The sequence below is a fragment of the Pelagihabitans pacificus genome (assembly GCF_009371985.2).
Lineage (GTDB): Bacteria > Bacteroidota > Bacteroidia > Flavobacteriales > Flavobacteriaceae > Pelagihabitans > Pelagihabitans pacificus.
On record NZ_VIKU02000005.1, the window covers coordinates 183511 to 203162 of the forward strand.

Here is a 19652-nt window from a genome sequence, read left to right on the forward strand (position 1 = left end):
TCGGAAAGGTGACAGACCCAATTCAAGAAAGTACCCTATTCAGTTTTTGGTTGAGCAGTTTGTTCAAGTTCAGGTAGTTCATAATCTCCTCCAAGGTTTCCCGATTATCGCTTTCGGTCTCCTCTTGGGTGTTTTTTTGTAGCGATGCCATTCTCTTTTTGATCAAAAAACAGCGCAAGGTCAAAATAGTCTCACTTACCAGTTGTGCCACCCCCGTTTTTTTCCCTTTCGGATAAATATCTTTTCGCTCCCAATTATGTAAACGATATTTCTCCTCTTCCATCAAAATGGATGAAATCTCCGAAATCGTTTCTTGGTCCAATTCGGTCATAAAACTGTTGATCGAAAAGTCCTCATTGGCATTTAATTCTTCGATAAGCTTATAGTAAATTTCCCTAAAATGCGCATTGGCCAATTCAATTTCATCTTCCTGTAAATCAAGATAAATCTTTTCATATACTTTTGCTACCACTGACTCGGGTTCCAATTCCAAATTACCTTGGTCATTTTCCTTGAGTACCAAATCTTCGAACGCTTCTTCCTTATCACCATACAATAACAGCATCTCAATAATTTTACGCTCTAACTCGTATTGCACGTCTACTTTTTCAACACTGGCCTCATTTTTGACTACCTCAAAAGCCTTTTGTCGCTGGGTTTGTTCCTTAGCCGCATCGGTAATCTCCTTTTTACCTATTTGAGCCAAGGTGCTGAAGAGTACGGCCTCCGATACGTTCATAATATGGGCACACTCTTGAATATAAATCTCCCTCTTGATCGCGTCGGGGATTTTGGCAATGCTATTGACGATGTCACGAACCGTATCGGCTCTTTTTATCGGATCATTGGCAGCTTCCCTGGCGAGAAGATGGGCCTTGAACTGGATAAAATCTTTGCTGTTTTGCTCCAAATAGGCGGCCACCTCTTCCAATTCGTTGTCCTTCGCAAAGCTGTCCGGATCTTCTCCCTCCGGAAACGAACATACCTTTACATTCATGCCCTGTTCCAGGATGAGGTCGATTCCCCGTAAGGAAGCTCTGAGTCCGGCCGCATCGCCGTCGAACAGTACGGTAATATTTTTGGTCAATCGATTGATCAATCGAATCTGTTCCGGGGTGAGGGCTGTACCACTTGAGGAGACCACATTCTGAATGCCGCGTTGATACAATTGAATCACGTCGGTATATCCCTCCACCAAATAACAATTGTCTTCTTTGGCTATTGCCTGTTTCGCGAAATAGATTCCATACAGTACCTTGCTCTTATGGTAAATGGCACTTTCCGGTGAGTTTAGGTATTTGGCCGCTTTCTTGTCGTTGGTCAATATTCGCCCTCCGAACCCAAGCACTCTGCCGCTCATTGAGTGAATGGGAAACATCACACGCGCCTTGAAACGATCGAAGGTTTTCGGATTGCTGGAATCATTGGCATTCTCCTTTACGATGGTAAGACCAGTCTTTTCGAGGTAATCCAACCGATATCCCTTGTCAAGGGCCGCCTTCGTAAATCCGTCCCATTGATTCAAACAATAACCCAACCCGAATTTTTTGATGGTGTCATCGGTAAAGCCCCGCTCTTTGAAGTAGGTCAGCCCTATCGCCTTTCCCAATTCAGTATCCCATAACATTTCGGAAAAGTGCCGTTGTGCGAACTCAGAAACTAAATACATGCTCTCCCGTTCGTTAGCTTCCTGCTTCTGTTCGTCGGTTCGTTCGGTCTCCTCGACCTCGATATTATATTTTTTTGCCAGGTATTTTATTGCCTCTGGGTAGGTAAAATGTTCGTGCTCCATTAAAAAGGCTACGACGTTACCTCCTTTACCACTACTAAAGTCTTTCCAAATCTGCTTTACGGGGGAAACCATGAAACTAGGAGTACGCTCATCGGTAAACGGACTCAAACCTTTGAAGTTGGAACCCGATTTCCTTAACTGTACAAAATCGCCAATAACCTCCTCTAATCGAGCGGTCTCATATACTTGGTCTATGGTAGCTTTAGAAATCAAATTGTATAGGGCCCTAAGAATAATTCAATTCATCAGTATCGGTAAATATAAGCTAAAATCCAAGCTTCCAAAAGTTCATATCCCCTTTTTCAGGGGGTGTATTTTCCCTATGTCAAGGGTAGGGAAAAGGGCAGGAACCCCACAACTTTGTACCATCGAAATTTAACCGCCGAACTATGTCGGTAAAACCTTTAACAATCTAAAAAACAATCGTATGATCTGGGGAATTTCATTAGTACTATTAAGCATTATTGCCGTGCCATCCTTGATATTGGCAAAAAAACCGAACGCCAAAGAGTTATTGGAAAAAATCGAACCGTATCAGGGCTGGATCGGTATCGTATTTTGCTTCTGGGGGGTGTGGGGTGTCATAAACGCCATAATGAACTTGGGTTGGCTTTCCGTAGCGCCAATCTATTGGATAACCTTTTTGGTGGGCAATAGTGTTTTAGCCACCTTGGGTTTCATGCTTGGGGCGGGGCTCATGAACAAACTATTTTTGTCAAAAAATGAGGCCGCGAAGGCCAAGGCAGAGGAGCTACGGGCTAAAATTGCCCCTAAACAGGGCAAATTAGGTATCTTAGGCCTAGTCGTTGGAACGTGGATGATTATCGCCTCCTTCCTATTCACGATCACTTAACAGCATTCATTTTATAAAACCATTAAAAAGCAATGACCATGAAAAAAGGAATTTTGAGTATCATCTTCATTTTGAGCAGTATGGGTATGATGGCACAGACCAATCAAAATCAAATCTCGGTAAGTGGTGTTCATACATACAGTATCACACCCGAGTATTCTTCTAAAATGATTGTCAGCCTTGCAAATGTCTACTATGATACACAGACGATGGGTATGTCTGAAATAAAATCGGGCTATCTGGACAAGTTAGCCAAAGTAGGCATTAGTAGCGACCGTTTAACCGAAGACGATCTTTACTATGCCCTTATGGGGTATGACAAGGAAGGAACCATTATAGAATTCAAGACGAACTCACTGGAGGAAATGAAAAAATTCCTGAAGGTGAAGTCCATCGGTGTGACGAAATCAGATGCTACCCTAAAGACGGTGCTGACGGAAGAGCAAATGGCCGAATATGCGAAAGCAGCTTATGGGAATGCGAAAAAGAAGGCGGAGGCAATTGCCAAAAAAATTGGAAGAACCGTTGGGAAGGCGATTTCCATTAACGACTCGAACAGTACCAAAATCAATGAGTCATTATATTATGGAAGTAATTTCGAGTCAAGGGAATATTACATCTCGGTTTCCTTTGAACTATTATAAAACTAGTTGGTTGTTTAAATACCCTGTTTACTTGGGAAAGAAAAATCGTTTTCCCGGAGAGTTCGAACAGGGTTCTTTTTATTCATTAGGAATGGTATACAGAAAGCACGTTACTTTAGGTCTATTGCTGGTTTGTTTTTCCTTCATTGTACCCGGCTGCCGATATTCGGTGTCACAGAAGAAAGTACAGACTGAGGCGCAAGCGAACGAAAACCTAGGGACTTCCTTTATGAACCCGAACGGGCCTACCATCTTCTCTCGCTTCGAAACACCTAAAGGTTTTGAAAAAGTAGCAGTCGATAGCTCCTCTTTTGGGTATTTCCTGAGGAATCTCCCCTTAAAGGAGCCGGATGCCCCCGTACTGTATTACAATGGGGAAGTCAAACCCAATTCAGCCATTTACGAGGCCGTAGTAGCCCTTCCTATTGGAAAAAAAGACCTGCATCAGTGTGCCGATGCCATCATTCGATTACGGGCCGACTATCTTTATCAGGAAAAAAAGTACGACAGCATCCATTTCAATTTTACCAACGGATTCAATGCTGCCTATGCCGAGTGGCGCAAGGGCAAGCGCATTGTGGTCAATGGCAATCGTGTATTTTGGAAACAAAAAGCCCGGCCCTCCGACCGGCCGGAAGATTTTTGGAACTATCTCGAAATGGTCTTCAGCTACGCCGGTACCGCTTCGCTCGAGAAGGAGCTCGTATCCATAAGCCCGTACGAACTTCAAATCGGGGATGTTTTCATACAAGGTGGTTTTCCCGGCCATGCGGTTATTGTGGTAGATTTGGCCAGCCATCCGAACACGGGTGAAAAAATATTTCTCCTGGCACAAAGCTACATGCCCGCCCAAGAAATACAGGTTTTAACAAATCCGAATGACGATACCCTAAGCCCTTGGTACCGTGCCGAAACAGCTGATCAGGTGACTACCCCCGAATGGATTTTCGAATGGAGGGATTTGAAACGATTTTGAGATTCGATATCTTTAAGCAAACCATGAGCGATAGATGATTCTCTTTTTCGGAACGAGGCCAGGCAAGACTGAAATAAAACAACTCAACGGCGTAAACTGCCCTTATTGTGGGCAGCAAGGAACGATGACCGTCTCACGAACCAGTAATTGGTTTCATCTTTTCTGGATACGGATTTTCAAAATATCCAGTTATAGGATGGCGGAGTGCTCGCATTGCAAAAGGGTCTTTTATCAAGAAGAATTCACGGAGGCGATGCGGACCGCCATGGAAGGCAAATGAAATTGCTACCGCCCAGATACAGAAAATCTTCCCAAAACCATCCAGAGGTTTTGGGAAGATTTAGCTTTACGCGAATCACCATTTTTTTTTACAGATCGAACCGAAGCCCCAAGGAAATATTATGTTGTTCGATAGCTGCATCCTTAAAAATGGGGCTTAGATCATACTTTGCGTAGAGTTGCACCCCACCGACGCCTATGTAGCCACTAAGCCCATAGACAAAATCGCTGGTGTTGTACCCTCGCTTCAACTTGTCCTTGACGTTATCCCCATCACGGGTGTATTTCAACTTTTGACGGGTACCTAGGTTAAAACCGCCGTAACCCCCTATTCCCAAACGAAACTTCCGGTGAATGGAATAGCGAATACGGTCTTCGGTCTCGGATACTCTTGAGGGTCCAAATTCGAAATGCACCGGAAATACAAGATTATCCATACGGAATTTGGACTTCCTGAGGTCAAAATCGAATTCCTGTAGCGAAGTTTCCCCATTAGTGACCACAAAATATTGATTATCCTTTGGTTTTAGACCATTGAACTGTAAGGATATCCCATAATGGAACCGCATGAAATTTGAATTCTGAAATACGCGTGTTCGCCAGTTCCAACCTAGTTCAAAGAACCTACTACCTCCAATTTTATAGGGAGAATCTTCTAGGGACTGCCCTTCGATAATGGCATTGTTAAGTCCGACTGCGACCACGAAATCCGAATAGGTGCGCCGATCGTAACGTGGTTGCCTTCTTTCAAATACATGCCATGGCTCCCCGTCTACGTTGATACTGAACCCGACACCATCGCTAACAATGGAAAGTTCCGAGTTTTCTTTTAACACCTCTCCTTTGTTGCGGTCCAATAAAGCGATTTGATTATCGACTATGGCAATTCGATCCTCAATGTTCATTGCTCTTTTTTGGGCAGCACTTTCCTTGAGCACCTTCGCTTCTTCCAAACTGATCAGCCCTTCATCAAGACGGTCATTGATATCTTCTACTTCCCTTTTCAAGGCTTCCTTTTCCTGTTGGGTAATCTTTTCCTTCAGGGTCTTCAGCTCCTCTATCCTTTCCTGATAACGTTCTTGGGCAACCAGTTGCGAAGACATATTCGATACCAGTAATGCCATTAAAAAAAGTGTTATTGTTCTCATTTGTACTTGTTTTTACAGCCCTCCTTACCCCCGAAAGGGGGAGTCGGATTGAAGGCTTGATTAGTGATTGATGAATAAACTTCTCCCTGCCCCATTGCTACACAATGGGGTAACTTGTTCTTTTAACTATGCTTGGATTAATCGTTGCGTTGGGCCACCGCAGTACGCACTTTAAGGAAACCCGTTTTTAGCTTTTCGAGTATTTCATCCCGAAACGATTGATCGAGTTCCTCTTCCACATCGGCCAACAAAGCCATGGCATCTACGGTCTGATCGTTTCTTAATAGCCGATTCGATACCAATTCCCTTTGGGCTTGTAGCAATAGTGAATCTACTTCGGCCTCCGTTAGGACAATATCGTTCTCTTCCAAATCATCTACTTTCGCCAGCACCTCGGCAATCTTTAGATCGATGAATTTTTCTGTATTATCTTTCAAAACTTGTATGTCGGCTTCGACCACGGCACTTTCCACTACCTCATCGGCAACTTTTGAAGGATTGGAATCGGTACTGGCCTTCTCATTTAAAAATAGCTCCTGGGAGGTATTCCGGGATGTTTCGCCGGTTTTGGCCATACCCTGTTCTGCAGCTTTTACCACGATTTCCTCGACCGTGTTCGTCTCCTTTTTCACCCCTTCCAAAGACGGCTTTTCCACTTTGCTCGCAGGGGTAGTTACGATTTGTGGTTCGTCGACCACTACAGATTTAGTAGTATTGAGGTACCATAGTGAAAGTAGCAAAAGAGCGGCTACACTTGCCGCAATGCCCCACCAAAAATTACCCTTGTATTTTGGTTCTTCGACGGCATCCAGCTCATGGGAAATCTTTTCCCAGGCATTTACCGAGGGTTGTATCTCCCGTCGTCGTAACTGCTCCTTAATGCGCTTTTCAAATTTATTCGGTTCCATAACCAATAATATTTTGTTTTCTTAATTGTTCTTGCAACAGTTTTCTTGCCTTGAACAGTTGTGATTTTGATGTACTCTCCGAAACACCCAGTAATTCTGCAATTTCTTGATGCTTGTACCCCTCTACGGCATACAGTACAAAAACGGTTCGGTACCCATCGGGCAAGGTATCGATCAATGATTGGATATGTTCCGCGTCTATTTCAGTAGCGGTCACCGCTCTCTTATGGGCCATCTCCTCATATATTTCCCCATCGTACACTACAAATTGTTGTTTTCTAAGGTAGGAAATACTCTCGCGAACCATAATTCTTCGAATCCAGCCTTCAAAACTTCCCTCATGCCTAAAACTTCCCAAGTTTTTAAAAACCTTTACAAAACCGTTGATCATCACGTCCTCGGCAAATTGGACATCCTTTACGTAACGCCTGCAGACCCCGAGCATTTTTGAAGCATAGGTATCGTACAACCGTTGTTGCGCCTCGCGGTTTCCCGATGCCGATTTTTTGATCAGCTGCTTTTCATTTTTAAAAAAATGTATGATCTGCAAAACGGTTTTGGTTATCTTCTATTTGGATAGACGCACCGAACATTAAAAAAGTTGCCTAGTAGTATGAAAAAAATTAATCGCTCCATTAAGATGCTGAAAATCAATTATCTAAGAGTTTATATTTTTCTGTCCACCACATAATTTACCATCAATTCCAGGGCACTCTTATATTCCGATTCAGGATAAACGGCCAATAATTGCAACGCTTCTTCCTTAAAGGATAACATTTTCTGAACGGCATAATCAAGCCCTCCTTGTTGCTTGACAAAATCGATTACTTCCCTCACTCTTTTTTTATCCTTGTTGTAGTTTTTGACGGAGTTGATCAACCACTTCTTTTCTTTGGAATTGCAGTTGCCGAGAACATGAATCAGCGGGAGTGTCATTTTCTGTTCCTTGATATCGATACCGGTAGGTTTGCCGATTCGTTCTTCCCCATAATCAAAGAGGTCGTCCTTAATTTGAAAGGCCATACCACATAGTTCCCCAAATTTTCTGAATACCGCTACTTGATCTTTATCGGATGATACCGACTGTGCTCCCATAGCGCAACACGCTGCTATCAAGGTAGCCGTTTTTTGGCGTATGATATCATAGTATACCTCTTCCGTAATATCGAGCCGTCTTGCCTTTTCGATTTGCAATAGCTCTCCCTCGCTAATCTCCCGCACGGCTACGGAGATAATTTTGAGCAAATCGATATCATCGTGTTCAATACACAGTAGGAGCCCTTTTGAGAAGAAGTAATCACCTACCAAAACGGCGATTTTATTCTTCCATAATGCATTGATTGAGAAAAATCCCCTTCTTTTATGGCTTTCGTCAACTACATCGTCGTGCACCAAGGAGGCGGTGTGTATCAACTCAATGACCGATGCTCCCCGATAGGTACGTTCGTTGACCTTCCCTTGGTTCAACAATTTGGCCGTCAAAAAAACGAACATGGGCCGCATCTGTTTGCCCTTTCGGTTTACGATATAGTAAGTAATACGATTAAGGAGTGCCACCTTGGAAGACATCGAATCGCGGAACTTGGTTTCAAACAGCTCCATTTCGTGCTCAATCGGCTCCCGTATTTGCGATACAACTTTCAATAGGTTCTCTTTAGCCTCTTATCTCTCCGGCGAAGGTTAAAATTAGGGAAAAGATGACAGTAAACGGTAGAGAGTATTCAGTAATCGGCAATTTTTACCGGTTGACTACTATTGAATACCACTTAGATTCATGACTTGTTGGCCAATTGCCCGCAAGCGGCATCGATATCCTTTCCTCGGGAGCGGCGTACCGTGACGGTAATGTGGTTTCTTTCCAGGGTATCTACATACATCTGAATAGCCTTATCACTCGCTTGCTGAAATTCTCCATCGTCAATGGGGTTGTATTCGATAAGGTTTACTTTGGAAGGGGCAAACCTGCAAAACTTTACCAGCGCATCGACATCTCTTTGGGTATCGTTGATTCCTTGCCATACCACATATTCATAGGTAATCCTACTTTTGGTCTTTTGGAACCAGTATTCCAAGGCTTCCCGGAGATCCGCCAAGGGGAGGGTGGCATTAAAAGGCATGATTGAAGTCCGAATCTCGTCAATGGCGGAATGTAAGGATACCGCCAGGTTGAACCTTACCTGTTCATCGGCCATTTTTTTTATTATTTTGGGTACTCCCGAAGTAGAGACGGTTATCCGTTTCGGGGACATGCCCAGACCTTCGGGTGAGGTTATTTTATCGATCGCTTTCAGCACATTGTTATAATTCATCAACGGCTCCCCCATACCCATGAACACTATATTACTTAACGGTCTGTCGAAGTAGAGACGACTTTCATTGTCAATAGCGACTACTTGATCATAGATTTCATCGGGGTTTAGATTGCGCATGCGCTTTAGGCGTGCCGTCGCGCAGAATTTACAATCCAAACTACAACCAACCTGACTCGATACGCAAGCCGTGGTGCGGGTTCTGGTGGGGATCAATACCGATTCGACGACCAGTCCGTCGTGTAATCGAACCGCATTTTTGATGGTGCCATCTTCGCTGCGTTGTATCTGATCGACCCGAATATGATTTATTACAAAATAATCTTCCAACAGTGCCCGGGTCTCTTTTGATATATTGGTCATAGCATCGAACGAATGGGCCGATTTTTGCCACAGCCATTCGTAAACCTGATTGCCGCGGAAGGCTTTGTCGCCCTGCGTCACGAAAAAGTCCCTTAACTGATTTTTGGTCAGGGCCCGGATGTCTTTCTTCTTCTCGATCTGCATACGCTTTGAAACTAAAAACCCCTCTTTATCTTTTGATGACGGATAGAGGGATTCTTCAGGTTTTACGGAAACTCGCTTTGGGTTTCCAGAAAATCTTGCTTTTTTAGGAGCAGCGGTAGGTTATAGTATTAACATCGCATCACCGTAGGAGTAGAATTTGTACTGCTCCAAAATAGCTTCCTTATAGGCCCTCTTCATCAAGTCATGCCCTATAAAAGCCGATACCATCATTAACAAGGTCGATTTTGGCAAATGAAAATTGGTGACCATTGCATTGGCAATGCTAAACTCATAGGGGGGGAAAATGAATTTATTGGTCCACCCATCGAACGTGTTCAACATGTGATCGGAAGAAACCGCACTCTCCAGTCCACGCATGGCGGTGGTGCCCACAGCGCAGATCCTTTTCTTCTTCCGCTTGGCATTATTTACAATTTCAGTGGCCTTCTCATCGATAATCAGCTCTTCACTGTCCATCTTATGTTTTGAAAGATCTTCGACCTCAACCGGGTTAAAAGTCCCAAGACCCACGTGCAACGTCAACTCGGCAAAATCAATTCCCTTAATTTCCAATCGCTTTAAAAGATGCTTCGAAAAATGGAGCCCTGCAGTAGGTGCCGCGACAGCTCCTTCGTGTTTGGCATAAATGGTCTGATAACGCTCTTCATCTTCCGGCTCTACCGTTCTTTTGATATATTTAGGTAAGGGTGTTTCCCCGAGCTCCCTCAACTTTCTGCGAAAATCAATGTACGAACCGTCATAAAGAAAGCGAAGTGTTCTACCTCGCGAAGTGGTATTGTCGATCACTTCCGCCACCAACGTCTCGTCATCGCCGAAATACAATTTATTCCCAATGCGTATTTTACGGGCAGGATCCACCAAAACGTCCCAAAGGCGTTGTTCCTCGTTCAATTCCCTTAAAAGAAATACCTCGATCCTAGCTCCGGTCTTTTCTTTGTTACCGTATAAACGGGCTGGAAATACCTTTGTATTGTTCAGTACCATCACATCTCCCTCATCGAAATAATCGATCAAGTCTTTGAACATTTTATGTTCAATTTTCCCGGTTTCACGGTGAATGACCATTAATCGGGACTCATCCCTGTTCTCTGCGGGATATTCTGCTAGTAGATTCTGTGGAAGTTCAAAATTGAAATGCGATAGTTTCATTGAGTAAATTTAAGTTGGGCTTTTGCGGCTGCAAATATACGACCCGCAAATAGGGGTTGTCAAGTAAATGCATGATTAATTGGAAATTATGTCTTGCGGATATCTATGCCCAGTTTTTTCAGGTCTTTCCAAAAATCCGGGTATGATTTGGAGACTACCTGCGCATCATTGATGTATAGGGGCGTTTTTAAGGCTAACGGGGCAAATGCCATTGCCATCCTATGGTCATTGTAGGTATCGATAGCCACATTTTCAACCCTATTTTTCCCAGGTGACAGTGTCAAGCTCTTATCGCTTACCGAAATATCGGCCCCAAGTTTTGACAGCTCCGTATCCAATGCCTCCAAGCGATCGGTCTCTTTAATTTTAAGGGTATGCAATCCGGTGAGGTTGCAACCGATTCCCAGCCCAAAACAGGTAACGGCAATGGTCTGGGCAATGTCCGGGGCATTGGCCAGGTCCAAGTTCAGCGTTTTTGATTTTGGGTTTCCTATTTTCTTGAGTTGGATTTCGTTTTCATAAAAAACAGTTTTCACTCCTAGATCCCTGTAGATTTCCGCGAGCACACTATCTCCTTGTAGACTGTTCCTTTTATAGGAAGACAAGATAATTTCGGCACCAAAATCACTGAGGGCCACGATACTATAAAAATAACTGGCAGAACTCCAGTCCGATTCAACGGTAAGCGTTGCAACATCGACGGAAGCCTTTGGATATATCCTGATACGATTGCCTTCAAAGGAAGTTTTGACCCCGATTTCGTTTAAAAGACCCAAAGTCATTTGGATATAAGGCACCGAAGTGATCTTTCCTACCAGTTCTAGCTGGAGTCCGTTCGAAAGGCTGGGCGCGATCAAAATAAGGGCAGAAATATATTGGCTGCTAATGTTGGCAGGAAGACTCACCGAATCCTTCAACAACTTTTTCCCTTTGATCCGTATGGGAGGATAGCCCTCTTCTCTCTCATACGAAATCGCTGCCCCTAAACTTTTAAGGGCTTCTACCAATACTTTGATAGGGCGCTCCGTCATTCTTTGAGACCCCGTCAACGTAACTTCCTTACCCTCTTGGGAAGCAAAATAGGCGGTTAGAAACCGCATGGCCGTGCCGGCATGGTGAATATCGACAACACCGTCATGTATCTTCAATCCTTGCTGCATTACCTGAGAATCATCGGAGTTCGATAGGTTATTGATTTCAACATTGGGGTACAGTGCCTGTAACAGCAATAGGCGGTTCGACTCACTCTTGGAGCCGGTTATTTGAATTTTTGAATATAACTTTTTCTGTGGCGGACCGGAAAGGTATAGCTTCAAGTTGACGTATTTAAGACCTTAAAAAGAAAGCTCAAATATAAAACTATTTGAGCTTTTTGTTATTCTGGTGCCGATCATGGTCACGCTTTGCCTTTAGGGCAAGTTTTTTGTCGAAGGCCAACTGCAAGTCTATTCCTGTTTGATTGGCCAGACAAAGTACAACGAAAAGTACATCGGCCAGTTCTTCGCCCAGGTCTTTTTCCTTATCGGACTCCTTTTCACTTTGTTCGCCATAGCGGCGTGCGATAATCCTAGCGACCTCGCCTACCTCTTCGGTCAGCTGGGCCATATTAGTGAGCTCATTGAAGTAACGAACCCCGTGTTCCTTTATCCACTTATCGACCGCGAGCTGTGCATTTTTTATGTCCATCGTCTAAACTTTGGACAAAACTACCTTTTCATTCATTTTTTCTATCATTTTTTTATAATATTCTTTTAAGGAACCATAATAAACGGATGGAATGATAGGTTGGTTGATTTCGGAACTCACTTTCAATTGTATCATGTTGCCCTTATCGATGATTTCATACTTAAAGCTGCCTAAGGCATCGGGCATGGCCATAGCCATCGGTTCAGGCAAGGTTTCTACTTTGTACCCTGCTGGAAGATTGATGGAAGAAATAACACTCCGGCCCGATGGATATCCGAAATCAACCGGAAATTCCCTTTTCTCCAGCTTGAAAGGGTTTTCGGTAGTCCTTAAAAAAAGCATGGGAGAAAAATAGATCTTATCCGCAACAACGTCAAAGGCACCCTCATCATAATACTCGTAGGAAGTTACGGCCGCCTTGGAGAGATCATTACGGTTCTTTACGTTGAAATTATCGATTTCAATACCTCCATTCTCGTTTTCCAACTTTTCCAAATAGTCTTCTTCATTTGTCTCGTTGTAACCTTCTCTAAATTGGATGGCATCGTGATTGGTATAAGAAATACGAATCTTTCCGTTGACATCCCCATTTTCTTCCATAACTGCGCTGCAGAATATTTTCTTGGAACTGTTTTCTTGCGGATACAGGTCTACCAGTGAAGAGCTACCATCCTTTTTGATAATTCTGCCTTCCCAGTTCAAAGTTCGAAAAGGAAGCACATTGGGTGTGCTGTACGCATGGGTCGCATCCAACAACACCGTACCACCCTGTAACTGCACCCCGCAAATGACATAGTCGTACCCTTCCCGGGTCGGAAATATCGGAATACCATGCTTTCTCGTACTGACCAATACGGGATTGGCATCCAAACCTGCGTAGCGCAACATCGAAGTAAGCATTAAATTGATCTCAGCGACATTACCAGTGCGTTCCTTAAAGGCTTTTTTTACACCATCGCTGGTGTACTTACCATAAAAACCATTCCATTTTACCTTGGATTTTATAAAGCTAAAAATGATTGCCAATTTTTCGACATCGGTGGTGGCCGCCGCTACCAAAGGATCTATTTCATCCTCAAAATAACCGGTTTTTTTAAGTTCGGCCCCGAAACCGGGATTTTCGTAGATCGATTTCACTACGGCTTCCCAATCGGTGGCGTATTGTTTCATCGGGCTGTTCGGAAACTTGGTATAGCTCAGCTCATATTTCATTCCCGACCGATAATTATCGATAGACCCAACATGTGGTTCCTCGTGGAGTGCCGGAATATTTTCCAAATTGTAATGCGCTATAGTAATTCGATAGTTGATGGTGCCCTGCTCGGTGGTACTTCTTGGGCCGATCCAATTACCCGTTGCAACCTTTTGGGCGATATTCACTGTTTTGAGGGTGTTTTCGACCTTGGGCACAACACTCAAAAAGCCTTTGGTATTTACCCTATAATTGAAGTACTCCGGCATCTCCATCGATGCTTCCAACTTGTTGACGGGTATATCATGCTGAAAAACGAACTCATCTACTTGGGCTATAAAGGGGGATGAAATTTTGTATTTATATTCGATGACTGAACCCTCTTTCAGATTGGGCATGGTAAATGATTTTTCATACCAGCTCTCGGTGAGTTCCATGGTAAACTCCCCATCTTTTCCCAATTTCACATCCTTCACTTTTCCTCCCTCCAGATTATAGGTATATGCTTTGAGCCCGGAAATCGTTTCCCGATCACTACCATCTTCGTACAGCCGTATTTTTTTGGTAGCATAATCAAACCCGGCCGGGTCATAAATTTTAACACGCTCGTGTACATCGGTATTCAGTTGAAACCCTTGTCCATTGACATAATCGAAATAGGTTCTGCGATACTTGTACAAATAGGCCGCGACCGCAGCAGTATCTCTGGGATGTGTCTTTTCTTCGAGCTCAGCCTTTGAAACTTTGCCAAATTTGAAATCCTGGGCAAAAAGGCCGTTTACGACAAACAAACATGTCGCTAAAAGGGGGAAGGGGAAATGTTTCATATTACAAAAAATTGGTCATTACAAAGCTTATGGATTGGTTTTTACGAGCACGATCTGCGCATTGTCATTTCGTGCCACCTGTTTTCTGAAATCCCTGTATAGATTGTATTTTTCCTTAGGATAAAAACCTTGTTTAATGAGCAGGCTTCTTTGGTATTGTACCGTATTCATCTCGGGATGATATTGGATACGCATAGTATAGCGGCCGAACTCGGTATCGATCTGTTTTGGTTCGGGTATTGCCTCCACATTAAATCCTTCCGGGAGTTTGACAAGGAATTCATCCTCATCAAAGAATCCCCGTTGTATGTCAAATGGCTGTCTTCGATTTCGGTACCTATCAGGGATGTACGAATTTCTGTTGAAGGCATTGACGGTGAATAGGATGCGGTCACCACTCAAAGTAGCGTAGTTAACGGCGTTGAAGGGCACCTTTTCGGTAAAAACTATACTATCTCGATTGTTTTCAAAACGATACGTCCCGATCTTTAGATTATTGATGTTATCCCAATAGTCTTTGTAATGTTTCACGACCTCGTCGTGATCCAGCGTTTCGAGCTTGAAATGGTTGTCATATTGTATGCCCTCCGTTTCGATCCGTGCCTCGCCTGAAATATGCCCTTCGTGCGAAAGGGTATAATCAGCCGTTGTTTTTTGATAGTTCTGTTCGTTCAGATACGAAACGGTACGAACGATTTTACCTCCTTCCGGAGTTACGATCAGGGCATTCCTATCATCTGTAAAATCACCGACAAAACCAAAGGGATGTACCTGAGAGGTACAATCGATCCAATAGTATTGCCCTTTATAAGGAATAGCCAAAATAGCGTGATTTCCCTGCAATCTTGCAAAGTCGGAATCAAAATCCACTTTTCGTTCTCCTGCATGGATTACGGTGTAAAAGGATGCCACGTCGACTGCCTTCAACAGGGCGTGGGTATAATTGGACAGTCCCTTACAGTCCCCGTACTTGACGCGATCAACATCGATAGCACTTATGGGCTTCCATCCTCCGATTCCAATCTGTACGCTTACATATCTGGTGTTTTCCTGAACGTATTTGTAAACAATCTTGGCTTTTTGCAAGTCATCTGTTTCACCTTTTACCAAATTCCTTACCTTGGCAATTGTTTCTTCATTCAAGATGTCCCTATCTTTCAGCAAGGTATTGTCGATCCAACCACCTAATTGCTTCCAATCGGCTACCGAGGCATCATGCCCCTTTAACGTAAAATCCTTTAAACGTACGGCCAATCTAGGTGCGATACTTCTAAAACCCGGACTCAGGCTTTCCGGTCTAATGGCCGGAATATTCGTGGCCGTAAACAGGAGCTGTCCAGGTTCTTCCTTTTCGACCAGGGAAAGACCCTCCAAATTGTATTTCTTTATATCCGGCTTCAGCCCAGGATCATCATAGGTGATTTCGTAATGACTTTTTTCAACGCTCGACAAATAACCTCCCAAGAAGTACCATGGTGGAAAAAAGCCCGTATCGGATGTCTCTACCTCATACCTGAATTCAAGGGTATATGGGTACTGAATAGGCGTATAGTCAAATGTCAGCAAGCGGTCATCAGTATACAGCGAAAAACCGTCAACGGCACTAAGATCCCGAAAGTCTTTCTTTTTGATATGCTCGATTTCCCGACCCTGACGGTCGTAAACAAATGCCTCGATTTTTTTTATGTGGGTTTCCTTATCATGGGAAGCGGTGGTTCTTACGTGACGATTGCCCCTCTTATTCATTACGGTTACTGCCCGCCTAACCGTGTAGGTCATTTTTTGGGGAGAACCGATATGTATTTTCATATAGTCTAACCGTACTACCGCATTGGCATTATCGGTAAGACTTTTATCCAATAAAAGGGCTTGGTATTTATTTTCTTGTGCAGACGACACGAACATGCAAAGGAGGGAACTTGCAAGAAAAATAAAACGCATTGGTGTTGGTTTGGTTTGGTACTTATATAGAAAACGGTAATTCCTACAATTTGTGCGCAAATCTAAAAAAAATCTTAAAATTCCTATTCCTTATTCTTGGTATCTACGATGATTGTCACGGGACCATCGTTCAACAGCGCAACTTTCATATCGGCACCGAATATACCAGTCCCTACCTTACGACCCAGATCGCTTTCCAATTGCTTTATAAAAGTCTCGTATAAAGGAATGGCAATGGTCGGCTTCGAAGCTTTGATGTAAGAGGGGCGGTTGCCTTTCTTGGTGGAGGCGTGTAGGGTAAATTGGCTTACGACAATTGCATCTCCTCCTACCTCTACCAACGAATGGTTCATCACTCCGTCGCTATCATTAAAAATCCGTAGGCAGACGATTTTTCTCGTAAGCCATTCGATATCCTCCAAATTGTCGCCGTCTTCGATACCCAATAGAATTAGGAGTCCGTTTTCAATTTCGGAAACCACCTCTTTATTAACGGTAACGCTTGCCTTTGCAACTCTCTGTATTACTGCTCTCATAGTCGCTTTGCCATACTTTACTTACTGGGATGCTTTAGGATCGTGATCATCAATTCGGTGAATATTTTCCTCGTCGGAGACCATCTGTACGTAACTTTTGTAACGGCTCCATGCTACCTCATTGTTTTCAAGTGCCTTTTTGACCGCACATTGCGGCTCATCGATGTGCAGGCAGTTGTTGAACTTACAGTCGCTTTTCAATCGAAAGAATTCCGGAAAATAATCCCCGATTTCATCTTTTTCCATATCTACGATTCCGAATCCTTTGATACCTGGGGTATCGATAATCTGCCCACCAAAGTCTAAATCGTACATTTCGGCGAAGGTAGTAGTGTGTTGGCCCTGCAAGTGTTGTAGCGATATTTCGGAAGTTTTAAGGGATAGGGCCGGTTGTATGGCATTGATCAAAGTCGATTTACCGACCCCGGAATTACCCGCGAACATACTGGTCTTGTCTTTCATCAATTCGCGCACCTTATTGATATTCTTACCGGTCTTTGCCGAAATGCCAATACAGGTATACCCGATAGTTCGGTACAAAGAGGCCAAATACTTCACTTCGGCCAATTCCTCATCATTATAGGTGTCGACCTTATTAAAAAGTAATACCACGGGGACATCGTAGGCCTCGGCCGTTGCCAGAAACCGGTCGATAAAGAGCGTGTAGGTAACCGGATTGTTTAAGGTAACCATTAAAAAAACTTGGTCTAAATTGGCTGCGATGATATGGGTTTGCTTCGATAATTTGACCGATTTTCTGATGATATAGTTCCTCCTATCACCAATGGCTGAAATTGTTCCCACCTCCGCATCACCCATTCTTTCTATCTCAAAGGTTACGTTATCCCCTACCGCTATAGGATTAGTGCTTTTGATTCCTTGAATACGAAACTTGCCCTTAATACGACATTCGTAAAAAGCACCATCCTCGGCCTTAACGCTATACCAACTACCGGTCGATTTATATACTTTGCCCTTCATTCATCAGTGCAGTTTCAAAACTTATGACAAAATAACGGTTTTTTGACCATACATACCCTTATCGTTGGCCTTTAAAAGAAAGGCGCGGCAACCGGTCTGCTACCCATATACTGGTAGTGGGTTCTCACGGATTTCCAGTATTTCAGCATATTTTGAAGTAAATGATTTTAAAAACTGATGCCGAGTCTTTAACTTCATTCGCTAATCATAAAAACAGACCGTTATGAAAAAAATCTCCTTGTTCGCCTTGCTTTTTGTTGTCGCCCTTTTTGATATGACCGCTCAACAGTATAAGGTCATCACCAGTGTAGAATCGATCGTACCTAACGGATTGGGACGTTCAAGAATCGTAGATTCCCAGGAAGAAAAAGATTTTTCACAGTTTACCTCCGAACAAACCGAGGAAGACAATTCGCGAAATAAATCAAAACGCAAGGAAATTCGAGTGAAGAATTTCGAGGAGACCAAGCTTTTGAATTTCTACAATCTCGGGGGCATCCGATTTCAGAATATCGCCGCCAATGATGCGGTTATCTCTTCAAAAATCAATGCCCTTGTCGCAGACGGTTGGGAACTGGCCTTTGTAGTCAGTGGAGTAGAAAGTAATGCCGGCACCGAAGACGGACAGGGTATTTTTATTACCCGGTACATTTTCAAAAAATAATAAAAGCAAGTAACCGATACCGGTCAAAGCGAATCATCGTTTTGACCGGCATCGGTATGACTCCGCCAAAGATGCACTATGCATTAATAATCTTCTCCTGGTGATTAATCGACTCTTGGTGGATTGCCTTGAACATCTTCAAAACAAATTCTTCGCTCAATCCTTTGGTCTCACCCTCTAAAATCATCGCCCCTAAAATTTGGTTCCATCGGTTTGACTGAAGTACCGCAACGTTCTTTTGCTTTTTCAACTGTCCTATCCCATCGGAGACCTTCATTCGTTTTCCCAATGTCTCGATCAACTGGTGGTCCAAAATATCAATTTGCGCCCTTAAGTTGCTAAGTTTGCGGGTATACTCGGCCTCGCTATCGGTTTCTTTCCTTATTTTTAAATCCTTCATAATCTGTACTAGGCGGGCCGGGGTCACCTGTTGTGCCGCATCGCTCCACGCATTGTCGGGATCGTGATGCGTTTCGATCATCAAACCATCAAAATTCAAATCCAAAGCGGTTTGGGAAACATCAAAAATCATATCACGTTTTCCGGTAATGTGGGAAGGGTCATTAATTATCGGTAAGTCGGGAAACCTGGTCTGCAGATCGATAGCTAACTGCCACTCCGGGATATTCCGATACTTCGTTCTTTCATAACTTGAAAACCCTCGGTGTATTACCCCTAATTTTTTGATATTCGCCGTATGTAGTCGCTCTACGGCCCCTAGCCAGAGCGAAAGGTCGGGGTTTACAGGATTCTTGATCAACACCACTTTGTCGGTACCTTCCAGAGCATCGGCGATTTCCTGAACGATAAACGGACTCACGGTTGACCTAGCGCCTATCCACAACAAGTCGACATCGTGTTCCAAGGCCAATTCAACGTGGGCACGGTTGGCCACTTCAGTAGCCGTTTTTAAACCGGTTTCCGCCTTTACCTTTTGAAGCCATTTTAGTCCAAGCGCCCCTACGCCTTCAAAATTGCCGGGTCTCGTACGCGGTTTCCAAATACCTGCCCGGTAATAGTTGACATCGGTATCTTTCAATTCATTGGCGATACGCAATACTTGCGCTTCGGTTTCGGCACTACAGGGCCCGGCAATTACAAGGGGATGACCGAGATTCATGTCATCTAACCAGGACCTCATTTCTTTTGTATTTTCCATCGTTCTATAATTCGTTTTTAGTATGGCTTTTCTATGTTCAACTATGTATCCTTGGAGAGGAAATATACTTAGTGCAAATC

The 19652-nt window shown here is 43.6% G+C and carries 19 protein-coding genes; 5 read left to right on the forward strand and 14 right to left on the reverse strand.

The window, feature by feature from the left end:
* Positions 1-22 precede the first annotated feature (22 nt).
* Positions 23-2005 (reverse strand): DNA primase, encoded by a 1983-nt coding sequence (dnaG, locus tag FK220_RS16230; protein WP_152575395.1) that lies wholly within the window; start codon positions 2003-2005, stop codon positions 23-25.
* A 214-nt stretch (positions 2006-2219) separates the two neighbouring features.
* Here dnaG and FK220_RS16235 point away from each other — a divergent pair, with 214 nt between their 5' ends.
* From FK220_RS16235 to FK220_RS16250, 4 genes are read left to right on the forward strand one after another with little or no spacing between them, the layout of a single operon-like run.
* The gene (locus FK220_RS16235; protein WP_152575396.1) at positions 2220-2645 is read left to right on the forward strand and encodes a hypothetical protein; all 426 of its coding nucleotides are present in this window, start codon (positions 2220-2222) and stop codon (positions 2643-2645) included.
* A gap of 38 nt (positions 2646-2683) precedes the next feature.
* Positions 2684-3289 (forward strand): SIMPL domain-containing protein, encoded by a 606-nt coding sequence (locus FK220_RS16240; RefSeq protein ID WP_166204963.1) that lies wholly within the window; start codon positions 2684-2686, stop codon positions 3287-3289.
* 31 nt (positions 3290-3320) lie between these two features.
* Positions 3321-4265, forward strand: coding sequence for a DUF4846 domain-containing protein (locus FK220_RS16245; protein WP_238719071.1), 945 nt, complete (start codon positions 3321-3323; stop codon positions 4263-4265).
* 34 nt (positions 4266-4299) lie between these two features.
* A complete protein-coding gene (locus FK220_RS16250; RefSeq protein WP_152575398.1) occupies positions 4300-4545 on the forward strand; it encodes a zinc-ribbon domain-containing protein in 246 nt (81 codons plus the stop codon).
* Positions 4546-4633: 88 nt separating this feature from the next.
* Here the strand turns inward: FK220_RS16250 and FK220_RS16255 are convergent, their stop codons facing one another.
* The 12 genes from FK220_RS16255 to rsgA form a co-directional block, all read right to left on the reverse strand.
* A complete protein-coding gene (locus FK220_RS16255) occupies positions 4634-5692 on the reverse strand; it encodes a coiled-coil domain-containing protein (RefSeq protein WP_152575399.1) in 1059 nt (352 codons plus the stop codon).
* Positions 5693-5829: 137 nt separating this feature from the next.
* Positions 5830-6600 (reverse strand): hypothetical protein, encoded by a 771-nt coding sequence (locus FK220_RS16260; protein ID WP_152575400.1) that lies wholly within the window; start codon positions 6598-6600, stop codon positions 5830-5832.
* A complete protein-coding gene (locus tag FK220_RS16265; RefSeq protein ID WP_152575401.1) occupies positions 6587-7150 on the reverse strand; it encodes an RNA polymerase sigma factor in 564 nt (187 codons plus the stop codon). Before FK220_RS16265 ends, FK220_RS16260 begins: the two co-directional genes overlap by 14 nt.
* 116 nt (positions 7151-7266) lie before the next feature.
* Entirely contained in the window at positions 7267-8244 is a 978-nt protein-coding gene (locus tag FK220_RS16270) for a polyprenyl synthetase family protein (RefSeq protein WP_152575402.1), read from the reverse strand.
* 128 nt (positions 8245-8372) lie between these two features.
* Positions 8373-9416, reverse strand: a complete 1044-nt coding sequence (rlmN, locus tag FK220_RS16275) for a 23S rRNA (adenine(2503)-C(2))-methyltransferase RlmN (protein ID WP_152575403.1) — start codon at positions 9414-9416, stop codon at positions 8373-8375.
* Positions 9417-9536: 120 nt separating this feature from the next.
* The gene (gene queA / locus FK220_RS16280; RefSeq protein WP_152575404.1) at positions 9537-10586 is read right to left on the reverse strand and encodes a tRNA preQ1(34) S-adenosylmethionine ribosyltransferase-isomerase QueA; all 1050 of its coding nucleotides are present in this window, start codon (positions 10584-10586) and stop codon (positions 9537-9539) included.
* 86 nt (positions 10587-10672) lie between these two features.
* Positions 10673-11902 (reverse strand): 3-phosphoshikimate 1-carboxyvinyltransferase, encoded by a 1230-nt coding sequence (locus FK220_RS16285; RefSeq protein ID WP_152575405.1) that lies wholly within the window; start codon positions 11900-11902, stop codon positions 10673-10675.
* Between the two features lie 43 nt (positions 11903-11945).
* A complete protein-coding gene (locus FK220_RS16290) occupies positions 11946-12272 on the reverse strand; it encodes a nucleotide pyrophosphohydrolase (RefSeq protein WP_152575406.1) in 327 nt (108 codons plus the stop codon).
* 3 nt (positions 12273-12275) lie between these two features.
* Entirely contained in the window at positions 12276-14291 is a 2016-nt protein-coding gene (locus FK220_RS16295) for a DUF3857 domain-containing protein (RefSeq protein ID WP_152575407.1), read from the reverse strand.
* 27 nt (positions 14292-14318) lie between these two features.
* A complete protein-coding gene (locus FK220_RS16300; RefSeq protein ID WP_152575408.1) occupies positions 14319-16232 on the reverse strand; it encodes a DUF3857 domain-containing protein in 1914 nt (637 codons plus the stop codon).
* A gap of 83 nt (positions 16233-16315) precedes the next feature.
* Positions 16316-16768, reverse strand: a complete 453-nt coding sequence (gene dtd / locus FK220_RS16305; protein ID WP_152575409.1) for a D-aminoacyl-tRNA deacylase — start codon at positions 16766-16768, stop codon at positions 16316-16318.
* A gap of 21 nt (positions 16769-16789) precedes the next feature.
* Positions 16790-17749, reverse strand: a complete 960-nt coding sequence (gene rsgA / locus FK220_RS16310; protein ID WP_152575410.1) for a ribosome small subunit-dependent GTPase A — start codon at positions 17747-17749, stop codon at positions 16790-16792.
* Between the two features lie 223 nt (positions 17750-17972).
* On the opposite strand from rsgA, the gene FK220_RS16315 reads away from it, so the two are divergent.
* The gene (locus FK220_RS16315; RefSeq protein ID WP_152575411.1) at positions 17973-18413 is read left to right on the forward strand and encodes a hypothetical protein; all 441 of its coding nucleotides are present in this window, start codon (positions 17973-17975) and stop codon (positions 18411-18413) included.
* Positions 18414-18489: 76 nt separating this feature from the next.
* Here the strand turns inward: FK220_RS16315 and FK220_RS16320 are convergent, their stop codons facing one another.
* Positions 18490-19572, reverse strand: a complete 1083-nt coding sequence (locus FK220_RS16320; protein ID WP_152575412.1) for a bifunctional 3-deoxy-7-phosphoheptulonate synthase/chorismate mutase type II — start codon at positions 19570-19572, stop codon at positions 18490-18492.
* Between the last annotated feature and the right edge of the window lie 80 nt (positions 19573-19652).